This is a genomic window from Bradyrhizobium sp. USDA 3311, assembly GCF_054062495.1.
This window is the reverse complement of the sequence record NZ_JBSSFI010000001.1, coordinates 1,461,893-1,474,350: the sequence shown is the minus strand read 5'-3', so window position 1 is coordinate 1,474,350 and position 12,458 is coordinate 1,461,893. Positions and strand designations below refer to the sequence as shown.

10 protein-coding genes are annotated in these 12,458 nt (G+C 65.6%); 5 read left to right on the top strand and 5 right to left on the bottom strand.

What is annotated here, in order from left to right; genetic code table 11:
- Positions 1-56: 56 nt before the first annotated feature.
- Entirely contained in the window at positions 57-1,193 is a 1,137-nt protein-coding gene (locus tag ACVWW6_RS06955; RefSeq protein ID WP_456680423.1) for an HlyD family secretion protein, read from the top strand.
- The gene (locus ACVWW6_RS06950) at positions 1,180-2,808 is read left to right on the top strand and encodes an MFS transporter (protein ID WP_456680422.1); all 1,629 of its coding nucleotides are present in this window, start codon (positions 1,180-1,182) and stop codon (positions 2,806-2,808) included. Before ACVWW6_RS06955 ends, ACVWW6_RS06950 begins: the two co-directional genes overlap by 14 nt.
- Positions 2,809-2,816: 8 nt before the next feature.
- Here ACVWW6_RS06950 and ACVWW6_RS06945 read toward each other — a convergent pair whose 3' ends face one another.
- On the bottom strand, positions 2,817-3,557 hold the full coding sequence (locus ACVWW6_RS06945) for a sulfate transporter family protein (RefSeq protein ID WP_028172460.1): 741 nt from the start codon (positions 3,555-3,557) through the stop codon (positions 2,817-2,819).
- 87 nt (positions 3,558-3,644) lie between these two features.
- Positions 3,645-4,817 (bottom strand): phosphorylase family protein, encoded by a 1,173-nt coding sequence (locus ACVWW6_RS06940; RefSeq protein ID WP_038965136.1) that lies wholly within the window; start codon positions 4,815-4,817, stop codon positions 3,645-3,647.
- Positions 4,818-5,088: 271 nt separating this feature from the next.
- Here ACVWW6_RS06940 and ACVWW6_RS06935 point away from each other — a divergent pair, with 271 nt between their 5' ends.
- Positions 5,089-6,741, top strand: a complete 1,653-nt coding sequence (locus ACVWW6_RS06935; RefSeq protein WP_456680421.1) for a S53 family peptidase — start codon at positions 5,089-5,091, stop codon at positions 6,739-6,741.
- Positions 6,742-6,885: 144 nt separating this feature from the next.
- Here ACVWW6_RS06935 and ACVWW6_RS06930 read toward each other — a convergent pair whose 3' ends face one another.
- On the bottom strand, positions 6,886-8,301 hold the full coding sequence (locus ACVWW6_RS06930; RefSeq protein WP_028172463.1) for an MFS transporter: 1,416 nt from the start codon (positions 8,299-8,301) through the stop codon (positions 6,886-6,888).
- 325 nt (positions 8,302-8,626) lie between these two features.
- Positions 8,627-9,559, bottom strand: a complete 933-nt coding sequence (locus ACVWW6_RS06925; protein ID WP_304549908.1) for a LysR family transcriptional regulator — start codon at positions 9,557-9,559, stop codon at positions 8,627-8,629.
- A gap of 106 nt (positions 9,560-9,665) precedes the next feature.
- On the opposite strand from ACVWW6_RS06925, the gene ACVWW6_RS06920 reads away from it, so the two are divergent.
- Positions 9,666-10,841 (top strand): CoA transferase, encoded by a 1,176-nt coding sequence (locus ACVWW6_RS06920; RefSeq protein WP_456680420.1) that lies wholly within the window; start codon positions 9,666-9,668, stop codon positions 10,839-10,841.
- Entirely contained in the window at positions 10,838-11,785 is a 948-nt protein-coding gene (locus tag ACVWW6_RS06915; protein WP_456680419.1) for a hydroxymethylglutaryl-CoA lyase, read from the top strand. The genes ACVWW6_RS06920 and ACVWW6_RS06915 overlap by 4 nt, the downstream gene beginning before the upstream one ends.
- Before the next feature lie 179 nt (positions 11,786-11,964).
- On the opposite strand, the gene nikR is transcribed toward ACVWW6_RS06915, so the two are convergent.
- Positions 11,965-12,411: a nickel-responsive transcriptional regulator NikR gene (nikR, locus tag ACVWW6_RS06910; protein WP_028172466.1), complete on the bottom strand. Its 447-nt coding sequence runs from the start codon at positions 12,409-12,411 to the stop codon at positions 11,965-11,967.
- Positions 12,412-12,458: the final 47 nt, after the last annotated feature.

The window sequence follows — 12,458 nt, the reverse complement described above, 5'->3', positions numbered from 1 at the left end:
CCCGGAATGACAGTGGTGAGATTCGCATTCGGGCAAAGTGGCTTTGGGGGCATACCGTGAGTCAGCAGGAACAAGTCTCGTCGCCACCACCTGCCGCCACACCCGCCCCGCCGCCCAAGCCTACACAGCGGCCGGCGAGCTCGCTGTGGAGCCGCCTCGTAATCCCGCTGTTCGCGGTCATCGTCGCGCTCGCTTTCGTCGCGCTGGCGACGCTGCGCTTCGACGAATGGGTCGGCAACGCGGTGATCCAGACCACCAATGACGCCTATGTGCGCTCCGAGCTGACGCGGCTGGCGAGCCGTGTCTCCGGCGAGGTGCTGACCGTAGGGGTGACCGACTTCCAGCGCGTCAAGGCCGGCGACCTCCTGATTCAGATCGATCCGGCGGACTATGAGGCGCAGGTCGCGCAGTCCGAAGCCGCGGTCGCCGCCGCGCAAGCCACGCTCGACAATCTGGCCAACCAGGTCGAGCTGCAATATGCGACGATCGCGCAGGCGCAAGCCGCGCGGCTGTCGGCCGAAGCCATTGAGGTCGAGGCGCAGCAGGAGCAGGAGCGTCAGCAATCACTGTCGCAGACCGAGTCCGGCACGCGGCAGCGGTTCGAGCAGGCGGTCGCCGCCTACGCCAAGGCGCAGGCCGACGTGCGCGCCAGCCGCGCCGTGATCGCCGCCCAGCAGCATCAGCTCGAAGTCCTGCAAGGCACCAGGAAACAGCGTGCCGCCGATCTCGAAGCCACCAAGGCGTCGCTGGCGAGTGCGAGGCTGAAGCTCGGCTACACGAAGATATCGGCGCCGTTCGACGGCGTCGTCGGCGAGCGTCAGGTGCAGCCCGGCGACTACGTCAATATCGGCACCAACCTCATCAACGTGGTGCCGCTGCCGAAGGTCTATGTGATCGCGAACTACAAGGAGACCCAGCTCACGCACGTCGCACCGGGCCAGCCGGTCGAGATCACCGTCGACAGTTTTCCGCGCGAGAAGCTGCGCGGCCGGGTCGAGCGTATCGCGCCGGCGACCGGCGCGCAGGTCGCGCTGCTGCCGCCTGATAACGCCACCGGCAATTTCACGAAAGTGGTGCAGCGCATTCCCGTGCGGATTCAACTCGACGACAACCAGCAGCTAACGGCACGGCTCGTGCCCGGCATGTCGGTCGTCACCAGCATCAACACCGCGGGCGCGAATGGCGGGAAATGACGATTTCGATCGCGGACCGCTCTCGCGCGGCGGCGTCGCGCCACAGCCGCTGTTCGCCGTGGCGGCGGTGCTGCTCGGCTCGTTCCTCGCCAATTTCGACAGCCGCCTGACCACGGTCGGACTGCCCGACCTGCGCGGCGCGTTTTCGCTCAGCTTCGACGAGGGCGCCTGGCTCTCCACCGCCGGCATCGGCTCGCAGATCTTCATCGCGCCCGCGGTGGCGTGGCTCGCGACGGCGTTCGGGCTCAGGCGCGTGCTCGGGATCCCCAGCCTGGTCTACGCCGCGGTCTCGCTGATCATTCCCTTCGTGCACGATTATCCGACGCTGATTGCGCTCAGCGTCGTGCATGGCCTCTTGCTCGGCACCTTCGTACCGGCGACGCTGATGATCGTGTTCCGCAACCTGCCGATCCGCTGGTGGCTGCCGGCGATCTCGATCTACTCGATCCGCGTCGGCTTTGCGTTGGACACGTCGAGCTCGCTGGTCGGCTTCTACGTCGACCATCTCGGCTGGCAATGGTTGTACTGGCAGGGTGTCGTGATCGCGCCGCTGATGGGCCTGATGGTCTATCTGGGCACACCGAGCGAGCCGGTGAACCGCGCGCTGCTGCGCGAGGCCGATTGGGGCGGCATGCTGCTGCTCGGCGCCTCGGTCTCGATGATCTATGCCGGGCTCGACCAGGGCAACCGGCTGGACTGGCTGGGCTCCGGCACGGTGATGGCGCTGCTCGCCGCCGGCGCGGTGCTGTTCGCAGGCTTCCTCGTCAGCGAGTCGCTGGTGCGCCAACCCTGGGCGCATGTGAACGTGCTGTTCTCGCGCAATATCGGCCTGTCGCTGGTGGTGATCCTGCTCTACACGCTGACTTCCCTTTCCAATTCATCGCTGGTGCCGAACTTCCTCGGCAATGTCGGCCTGCTCCGGCCGGAGCAGAGCGGTCTGCTGCTTTTGACCTACGGCGCGCTGCCGATGTTCGTGCTGGTGCCGATTTCGATCTGGCTGCTGCGTCATTTCGATGCGCGCGTGGTGACGGTGCTGGGCTTTGCCTGCTTTGCCGCCGCCAACCTCTGGGGCACCCAGCTCACCCATGACTGGGCGCGCGAAGATTTCATCGGCATCGTGCTGCTGCAATCGGTCGGTCAATCGACGACGCTGCTGCCGATCATCATCATGGCGCTGTCGAACTCCGATCCGAGCCGGGCCACGTCGTTCGCCGCCTATATCCAGATCATGCGGCTCGGCGGCGCCGAGATCGGCGTGGCGCTGATGGGGACCTGGCTGCGCGTCCGCGAGCAGGTCCATTCCTTCTATCTCGGTCAGAACCTCGGCGTCGGCGACGTCGATGTGGTGCGGACGCTGAAACAGCTCGCCGACCATTTCGCCGCCCATGGCGCCGGCCTGGCCCAGGCGCGCGCGGTGGGGACGCTCGCAAGCTTCGTCCAGCGCGAGGCCAATGTGCTCGCCTATATCGACGGCTTCTGGCTCTGCTTCTGGCTGGCGATGGCCGCGCTCGGCGTCGTTGCGCTGATCACCCGCGCCCCGCCGGGCCCGTTCACGCCGGCGCCGTTCGGCTTCGCCAAGATGCTGCTGCGCAAATGCGGGGCGCAGGTGACTTAAGTCCAGCGTCACCGCATCTGCCGCGCCGGCTCGATCAGCTCCGGCCGCGGGCCGGAGAGCCGCTTGTGCATGTGGACCATGAAGGCCATGCCGAAGATCGGCGTCGCCAGGTTGACGATCGGAATCGAGACGAAGGCCGCGATGATCAGGCCGGCGGCGAAGACGGTCGCGGCATTGTCGCGCCGCATCGCCTTGGCTTCCTCCGGCGAGCGGAAGCGCATCGCAGCGAGCTCGAAATATTCGCGTCCCAGCAGCCAGGCGGTGGCGAGGAAGAAGATCAGGAAACCGGCGCCGGCCAGCAGCACGAAGGGCAGCGCGATCAGATAGACCAGGATGGTCAGCAAGGCGGTCTTGACGCCCTCGTAGATCGCCTGGCTGAAGGGCAGCGCCACGCCCGGCCGTTCGGCGGGATAGTGTTCGCGCTCGACATGGTCGGCGACATCGTCGACGAACAGGCTCGCCACCAGCGAGGTGATCGCCGGCATCAGAAACACGGCCCCGAACACGACGCCAAGTCCCGCCGCGATCGAGACGATCCAGGCCAGGACCTCGAGCGAGGTGTGCCAGCCGGGACCGAGCAGGCCCTCGAGCCACACCTCGCCATAGGTCGCAAACCAGCTGAGCAGCCGCTGCAGGCCGATCGCCAGCACGGTGATCAGCACGAGCGCAAGCCCGATCGATCGCCACAGGATCGATCGCATCGGCGGCGAGATCATTTGCGACAGCGCCTTCACGGCGGCATCCAGCATGGGAGTTCCTCTCACGAAAACCACCCGCGAGAGGTAGACACCCCGGGCCGCTTCGGCAAGGGACGCTGACCCGCCAGCCCCTGCGGCTTACCGCTCCGCGGCGATGCTGGCCCAGCAGGTGATGGCGCTGCAGACCGTGCTCCAGCGGCCGAACCCCTTGTAGATCTGGGCTGCGACCTGCTCCTGCTGCTTCAGCGTGCCCTCGGCCTTGATCTGCGGGTCGGAGACGTTGCGGATCGCGAGCCAGCGCGGCGCCTTCTCGCCCATCTCCTGGGCCACGAGGCCAAGGATGGCGTCGCCCATCTCGGAGACGTCGCCGAGGCCCTGGAGATGGAAATGATTGTCCGAGGTGTCGAAGCCGAAGAAGTCGGTGGTGACCACGGAGGAGGACAGCCCGCTCGGCTTCACGACGAAGATCTTCGGCGCCCTGGTATTGTCCTTCGGCAATTGCCCGGCATTGGCCTTGAACAGCGTCTTGGCCTGCGCGAATTTTTTCGACACGGCGGGCCTGCTCGAAAAGTGTTCCTGCGCGAAGGGCTGCTTCTTGAATTTCGACAGGCAGTCGAAGCGCACGATCGGGCTGACGACGACGTCGCCGACCTCGAATGCCTTGCCGATGCCGCCGGCGGTGCCCGTGGTGATGACCAGCGTCGGCTGCACCTCGGTGATGATCTGGCGCCAGACGTCGATGTTCGGCAATCGCGGACCGTCCTGCGACATGTGCGAGTCGGATTTGAAGATCACGCATTTCTTCTTGCCGATCGTCGTGGTCCAGTAGGTACCGAGACGCTTCAGTTCCTTGGCCGGGCAGCCGTTGCGCATCTTCTTGGAGATGGCGGCGTAGTTATGCGTATAGGGCACGTAATCGTTGCGTGAATCCTTGCCCGGCGTCAGCACGCGGCTGAGCGCGTGGCCCTCGTCGACGGTCCAGGTCACGACCAGCACGTCGGCGCGCGGCAGCGGTCCCTTGCCATTGCCTTTCGGCTTCGGCCCGGTCTGCGGCGCGAGTCCCTTTGGCCAGGGAATGTCGGTGAAGCGCGACAGCCCGGTCGAGGTCGAGAAGGCCATGAACGCGCGGCCCTCGGCCGATTCGGAATCGAAATCGATGATCTCGCGCCGAAAGTCTTCCGCGGTGACCTTTGCGGTCTTCTTCGCCGCGGCATCCTTCACGCGTTTCACCACGAAGGTCTCGGGCGGGGGCGGTGTCGTGATCGGATCGAAACCAAGATTTCTCTCAACCCATTTGCGGTCGGCTAACATCGCATCGTCTCCGTCAATTTGATTTTGACAAATGTCTTCCATCGGTCGGCCAGTCGGGCCGACGGGTGCAATCCTAGATCGAATTCATTGGCGTCGAATGGGTCTGAGCTATTGACCGAATCGAGGCCGGTTCGGGTCGCAGACAATTTCTCCTGTCAAACAACAGTTATTCTGAAAAAAATTTGCGCAATGTCTGAACCAGGTGGCGACTGAGATTACACCTATAGTTGAGGTGCGACAATCTGCCTTCCAATCACAAACGGAGGAAGTCATGGCAAGCTCGACCAAGCGAGTTGCGCTGGTGAACAGCGCGAGGAAATTGCCGAAGGGGGCCAAGCTCGTCGGCGCGGCCGATCCCAAGCAGGAAATCGAGATCAGTGTTCGCCTCCGTGCCAAGCGCGCGCCGCCGGCGGAGGACGAATCCGTGATGGCGCTTGGCGCACAACCGCCGCGCGAGCGGCAATATCTCTCGCGTGCCGAATTCGGCGAGCATATGGGCGCCGACCCTGCCGACGTCGCCAGGATCGATGACTTCGCCCACCATCACGAGCTCAACGTCAAGAGCGTGCATCTGGCGTCCCGCACCGTTAAGCTGACCGGTACGGTGAAGGCGATGAGCGCGGCCTTCGGCGTCAAGCTCAACAAGGTCAGGCACGAGGGCGCGACCTATCGGATGCGCAAGGGCAGCGTGCAGATCCCGGCCGAGCTCGAAGGTATCGTGGTCGGTGTGCATGGCCTCGACAACCGCCCGGTGGCGCAGCCGCACTTCCGGCGCAAGATGGCGAAGACGGGTGCGACGGCGCGTGCCACACAGGGCGGCAGCTTCTCGGTCGAACAGATCGCAGAGCTCTACAACTTCCCGGGCGGCGAGACCGGCGCCGGCCAGTGCATCGCCATCATCGAGCTCAACGACATCGATCAGAAGGGCCATCCCACGGGCGCCGGCTACAAGACCTCCGACCTGCGCACCTTCTTCAAGAAGGCGGGCATCCCGATGCCGCAGATCGCGCCCGCGAGCGTCGACGGCGGCGCCAACAAGCCGGGTCATTCCGAGGCCGACGGCGAAGTCGTGCTCGACATCGAGGTGGCCGGCGCCATCGCGCCGGGCGCCAGGATCGTGGTCTATTTCGCGCCCAACACCACCAACGGCTTCATCGACGCGGTGAAAGCCGCCGTCCACGACGCCGCGCGAAAACCCTCGGTGATCTCGATCAGCTGGGGCGGACCGGAAGACGAGGACGGCTCGCAGCAATTCGTCGACGGCCTGAACGAGGCGATCCGCGATGCCGCCGCGATGGGCGTCACCGTCTGCGTTGCCTCCGGCGACAATGGTTCGGCCGATATGGGCGAGGATTGGGACGGCAAGCCGCACGCCGACTTCCCGGCCTCGAGCCCCTTTGCGCTGGCCTGCGGCGGCACCAACCTGAAGGCGCCGAACGGTCACATCCAGGAGGTGGTCTGGAACGGCGGGACGCAGGGTGGCGCGGGCGGCGGCGGCGTCAGCGTGGTGTTTCCGCGGCCGGCCTACCAGGCCCATGCCCACGTCCCGAAATCACCGTCGCATTCGGTCGGGCGCGGTGTTCCCGACGTCGCCGGCGACGCCGATCCGGCGACCGGCTACCAGATATTCCTCAACGGCGTCGGCACCACGATCGGCGGCACCAGCGCGGTGGCACCGCTGATGGCCGGATTGATCGCCCGCATCAACGAGGCCACGACCAAGAAATTCGGCAAGACGGTCGGCTTCATCAATCCGCTGATCTACGCCTCGCACGCGCAAGGCGTGTTCCGTGACATCACGGTCGGCAACAACGACATCACCGGCGATCTGCACGGCATGTACAAGGCCGGCCCCGGCTGGGATGCCTGCTCCGGCCTCGGCGTCCCCAACGGCGCCGCGTTGCAGAATTTGCTCGCGGCGTGATTGATCCTCTCCCTCTCCCCGTCCTGACGGGGAGAGGCTGGGGTGAGAGGCTGTTTCCGCGGAAATGGTGAAAGCTGTTCGTCCGCTCTCTCCCCGTCATTGCGAGCGCAGCGAAGCAATGACGAACGCGGAGCGAGACGCGGGCTACACCGCGTCCAGCGGCTTGCCGCGCACGTTCGGACCGAACAGCGCCATCGCGATCACCACGATCAGCATGGCCGCGGTGATCAGGCCGAACACGCCGGTGACGCCGCCCTCCTTCAGCATGTAGGCGACGATGAAGCCAGAGAACGTCGCGGAGAGTCGGCTCATCGAATAGACGAGGCCGGAAGCGCGCGCCCGGATCTGGGTCGGAAACACCTCGGTCTGATAGGCGTGATAGGCGTAGGACATCGTGGTGTTGCAGGCCGTCAGCAGCACGCCGCAGACGATCAGCAGCGCCGGCTCGGTCAGTTGCGCGAACGCCATGCCGAAGACGATGATGGCGACGCAGGCGCCGGCGATGATCCAGCGCCGCTCGAATTTGTCGGCGAAGCTCGAGGCGAGCAGCGGCGCGATCGGATAGGCGAAGGCGACGATGAAGGAATATTGCAGGCTCTTGGTGACGTTGATGCCCTTCTCGACCAGCAGCGTCGGCACCCAATTGGCAAAGCCGTAGAAGCCGAAGGCCTGGCAGAGGTTGAACACCATGAACAGGACCACGAGCGAGAGATAGGGCGGGCGGAACAGGTCGGCGAAGCCGACATTGGTGGTCGATCGCACCGCCTGGCGCGCAGGCGACGTCGCGGGCCGCGACCCGGCGCCGCCGCTGGCGGCCTCCAGCGTCGTCAGGATGCGAAGCGCCTCCTCGTTGCGGCCGTGCCGCGCCAGCCATAGCGGGCTTTCGGGCAGGAACAGCCTGAGCACCCAGATGATCATGCTGGCGGCGGCGCCGATCAGCACCACCCAGCGCCAGCCTTCGACACCGTAAGGCGCGAGCGGCACCAGCCACCAGGCGAGGAATGCGACGACGGGGACGGCGACGAACATGATCGACTGGTTCACCGCAAAGGCGCGCCCGCGCATCCGGCTCGGAACGAGCTCGGTGATGTAGGCGTCGATGGTGATGACTTCGACGCCGATGCCGATGCCGGCGAGGAAGCGCCAGAACAGCAGACCTTCCGGAGAGGTCTGACAGGCCATGATCACGGAGGCCGCGGTGTAGCCGAGCAGCGCATAGGTGAAGATGGCGCGCCGGCCGAAGCGGTCGGCGAGGAAGCCGAGGAAGAAGGTGCCGACGAACAGGCCGGCAAAGGTCGCGGCGACGAAGGCGCCGATGCCGGCGAAGCCGAAGAACGCCTGCGTCGTCGTGCTCAAAAGTCCGCTGCGGCTCAGGCCCGGCGCGATATAGCCGGTGAGGAACAGATCGTAGATCTCGAAGCAGCCGCCGAGCGAGAGCAGGATGACGAGGCGCCAGACATAGGGCGACCCCGGCATCGCCTCGAGCCGCCGCGAGATCTCGTCCGGCATGGACGGCGCAGCGCCGAGCTCGAAGCCTGTGTCGATGCCGACAACGCTCATGATGTCCTCCCCGAGGCGCGCGGATCGCACGCGGTTCCCGGCGGCTCATCTGTGTTGCGTGTCGTGACCTCTGCCGGATCGCGCCATGTTGGCCGGTCAAGGGCGGAAATCCAGAAGAACATATCGATGGGAGCGTTCGAGATTTTCGAACTCGGCTAATGAGAGGCAGGACAGCCGCTCGGCGAACTCGGTCACCTCTCCCGCTTGCGGGAGAGGTCGGCGCGCAGCGCCGGGTGAGGGTTCTCTCCGCAACGGGACAATCCCGCTGCGGAGATACCCTCACCCCAACCCTCTCCCGCAAGCGGGAGAGGGAGCGCACCGTTGCTCACCCCACCAGCTCCGCCTGCCAGCCGCCGCTGCGCACCTGCTCGGCGATCAATGCGAGCATCAGGCGGCGCATCTCTTCCATGGCGTAGGTCATCGGACGGTTGCGCAGGCGGCAGAGATAGAGCGTGCGGGTCAGCTTCGGCTCGATCACCTTGCGTGCGATCAGCCGGCCGGCCGCGAGCTCCTCCCGCGCGAACAGCTTTGTCGCGATGGTGCAGCCGAGCCCTTCCACCAGGGCGCCGGTCATGCCGGTGATCGAGTTGGCGTGCAGGATGGCGCCGCCTTCCAGCCGCTTGAGCAGGACCGGATCGTCCAGCAGCGCGCGCGAGGACAGGCCAAGACCGTAGCGAAGCAGGATCAGCGGCATCCGGCTCAGCTCCTCGAACCGGATCGGGGCCTTGCCCTTGCCGACCAGTTTTGGAATGCCGACCAGGAACATCTCCTCTTCGAGCACAGCTTCCGTGATCAGCTCCTTCTCCGAGGGCGGATTGTAGACCAGCGCCAGATCGACATTGGAGACCATCAGGTGCATCAGCGTCGCGCCAGACAGGCTCTCGGTGAGCGACAATTTGAGCTTCGGATATTTGGTCAGCACCGTGCGCATCAGTTCGACACCGATCGCCTTGACGCCGGAATTGGCCATGCCGATCGAGATCTCGCCGGCGATGACGCGGGCGCCCTCGCGCACCTCGGTCTCGGCCTCCGCCATCGCGCGCAGGATGATGCGTGCGTGCTCATAGAGCCTTTCGCCGGCCGCCGTCGGTTCCATGCCGCGCGACTTGCGCTCGAACAGCGGCGTTGCGAACTCGGCCTCCAGGTTCGAGATATGATGGCTGAGCGCGGACTGCGCGACGTTCACCTGGTCGGCCGCGCGCGACAGGTTCCGCTGCTCGTAGACGGCGATGAAATAGCGGAGCTGGCGTGAATCCATGGGCGATCAAGCGTTCTAGAACTGCGAAGGCAATCTTCGACAGATTATATTTTTCAGAAGGCTTGTGAAGGCCTAGTCTCCCGGGTGGACGAACAGGGAGTGACGCATGACTGAGGCCGGATTGCCGCTCGAAGGCGTGCGGATCGTCGAGATGACCCACATGGTCATGGGCCCGACCTGCGGCATGATCCTCGCGCAACTCGGTGCCGAGGTGATCAAGGTCGAGCCGCCGTCCGGCGACAAGACGCGGAGCCTTGGCGGCATGGGGACGGCGTTCTTTCCGCTGTTCAACCGCGGCAAGCGCAGCGTCGTGCTGGATTTCGAGAAGCCTGGGGATCGCGACAGCATGCACCGTCTGCTCGCGACGGCCGATGTGTTCCTGGAAAACTTTCGCGATGGCCAGCTGGAGAAGCAGGGGTTAGGTGCCGAGGAATTGCGCCGCCGGCATCCGCATCTGATCATCGCCGGCCACAAGGGCTTTCTGTCCGGCCCCTACGAGCATCGCCCCGCGCTCGACGAGGTCGTGCAGATGATGTCGGGGCTCGCGGCCATGACCGGCACCAAGAAGAAGCCGCAGCGCGTCGGCTCCTCCGCCAACGACATCATGGGCGGCATGTTCGGCGTGATCGCGATTCTCGCCGCGCTCTATCAGAAGCGCGGAGGCAAGCGCGACGGCGCCGACATTCGCATCGGCCTGTTCGAGAATTGCCTGTTTCTGGTCGCCCAGCACATGGTCGAATACGAGATGACCGGCAACAAGCCGCGCTCGATGCCCGAGCGCGAGCACGCCTGGCCAATCTACGACATCTTCGATGCCGCGGACGGCGAGCGCATTTTCATCGGCGTCGTGACCGAGGGGCACTGGCGGAGTTTTTGTCGCGAATTCGGACTGACCGAGTTTCTCGACGATCCCGCCTTGCGCACCACGACCGACCGTATCCTGGCGCGGCCGCGGATCCTTCCGCGCGTCGCCGAGATCATCCGGCAGCGGAAGGTGGCAGAGCTGTCGCAGAAGCTCGACGCGCTCAACATCTGCTTTTCGCCGATCAACCGGCCCGAGGATCTCCTCACCGATCCCCATGTGCTGCGCCCGGGCGGGCTCGTCAGCAATTTCACGGCCGACGGCAAGCCGTTCCATGTGCCGGCTCTGCCGGTCGAGTGGAACGGCAGCCATCTCGGTGAGGGCCTGAAGGTCGCGCCGCTCGGCGCCGACACGTCGGCGGTTCGTGCCGAGATCGACAAGGATGACATCACGTCAAAAGCCGCTGGGAGGCGTGCATGAGCCGGATCGAGACGATTTACCCCTCGGATCGCGTCAGCCTGCGCGAGGTCGGCCTGCGCGACGGGCTCCAGCTCGTGAAGAAATTTCCGTCGACCGAGGCCAAGCAGCGCTGGGTGCGCGAGGAATATGCCGCCGGCGTGCGGCATTTCGAGGTCGGCTCGTTCCTGCCGGCCAAGACCTTCCCGCAATTCGTCGACGTTCGCGATGTCATCGGGGCGGTCGCGGGCCTGCCCGGCGCTCATGGCATCGCGCTTGCGCTCAACGAGCGCGGCGTCAATGAAGCCCTCGAATCCGGCGTCGGCGAAATCGCGTCGGTGGTCTCGGCCACGGAAGAGCACAGCCAGGCCAACGCCCATCGCTCGCGCGACTCCGCGATCGCCAATGTCAGGCGGCTCTGCGAGATGCGCGACGCCAGCTCCCACAAGCCGCTCGTGAATGCCGCGATCTCGATGGCGCTGGGCTGCTCGATCACCGGCGCGGTTGATCCGGCCGAGGTCTTGCGGCTGGTCGACAAATGCCTTGAGGCCGGCGTCGATTTCGTCGCGATCGCCGACACCGTCGGCTACGCGGGCCCGAAGCAGGTCGCCGAGCTGTCGCGCGCCGCGGTCAAGCTCGCAGGACAAAAGCCGATCTGCATCCACCTCCACGACACCCGCGGCATGGGCATCGCCAACGCCGCGGCTGCACTGGACGAGGGCGTGCGCATCCTGGACGGATCGCTCGGCGGCCTCGGCGGCTGCCCCTTCGCGCCCGGTGCGACCGGCAATGTCGTGTTCGAGGATCTCGTGTTCCTGTGCGAGAGCAAGGGATTTGCGACGGGGATCGACCTGGAGAAGCTGATCGGAGTGCGCAGGATCTTGCGCGACGAGATGCCGAACGAAACGCTGTATGGCGGCGTCGCGCGGGCGGGCCTGCCGTGCGGGACGGCGGCGAAAGCGGCGTGAGCTTTTTTTCCTTCTCCCCTTGTGGGAGAAGGTGGCGCGAAGCGCCGGATGAGGGGTTTGTCTCCGCGAGCTCGAAGAGGAGTAGTCGCTGAGACATACCCCTCACCCGTCTCGCCGCTTCGCGGCGAGCCACCCTCTCCCACAAGGGGAGAGGGAGACGCACCGTCTATGCGACGGACTTACTCATGCCGATGCGCGTGCTTCCGCGCCTTCGCCGGCTTGCCTTCGCCCGTCGGAATCATCACCACGCGCCCATAGCGCACGCCGCGTTCGGCGATGATGTGGTCGGCGAAATGCCTGACCTCGTCGGCCGCGCCGCGCAGTGCCGTCATCTCCATGCAATTGTTGTCGTCGAGATGGACGTGCAGCGTCGCCAGCGCGAGGTCGTGGTGGCCGTGGAATTCCTGCACCAGGCGCTTCGAGAGATCGCGGGCGGCGTGGTCGTAGACATAGACGAGACCGGCGACGCAGGGGCCGGTCTGCGCCGTGTCCTCTGAGGTCTGTTGCAAGCCGGCCCGCGCGAGGTCGCGGATGATCTCGGAGCGGTTCTGGTAGCCGCGCGCCGCCGCCGCGGCATCGATCTCCGCCAGCAGATCGTCCTCGATCGTGATCGTAATTCGCTGCATCAGGTCCTCTCCGCGCGTATCGCTCCTCCTACCTCGCCCCGCTTGCG

Excerpts from the sequence above, each read along its gene's own strand:
- ACVWW6_RS06915 (WP_456680419.1), top strand. The coding sequence starts at position 10,838 with ATGAGCCGGATCGAGACGATTTACCCCTCGGATCGCGTCAGCCTGCGC.
- ACVWW6_RS06925 (WP_304549908.1), bottom strand. The coding sequence starts at position 9,559 with ATGGATTCACGCCAGCTCCGCTATTTCATCGCCGTCTACGAGCAGCGG.
- ACVWW6_RS06940 (WP_038965136.1), bottom strand. The coding sequence starts at position 4,817 with ATGTTAGCCGACCGCAAATGGGTTGAGAGAAATCTTGGTTTCGATCCG.
- ACVWW6_RS06950 (WP_456680422.1), top strand. The coding sequence starts at position 1,180 with ATGGCGGGAAATGACGATTTCGATCGCGGACCGCTCTCGCGCGGCGGC.
- ACVWW6_RS06930 (WP_028172463.1), bottom strand. The coding sequence starts at position 8,301 with ATGAGCGTTGTCGGCATCGACACAGGCTTCGAGCTCGGCGCTGCGCCG.
- ACVWW6_RS06935 (WP_456680421.1), top strand. The coding sequence starts at position 5,089 with ATGGCAAGCTCGACCAAGCGAGTTGCGCTGGTGAACAGCGCGAGGAAA.
- ACVWW6_RS06920 (WP_456680420.1), top strand. The coding sequence starts at position 9,666 with ATGACTGAGGCCGGATTGCCGCTCGAAGGCGTGCGGATCGTCGAGATG.
- ACVWW6_RS06945 (WP_028172460.1), bottom strand. The coding sequence starts at position 3,557 with ATGCTGGATGCCGCCGTGAAGGCGCTGTCGCAAATGATCTCGCCGCCG.
- nikR (WP_028172466.1), bottom strand. The coding sequence starts at position 12,411 with ATGCAGCGAATTACGATCACGATCGAGGACGATCTGCTGGCGGAGATC.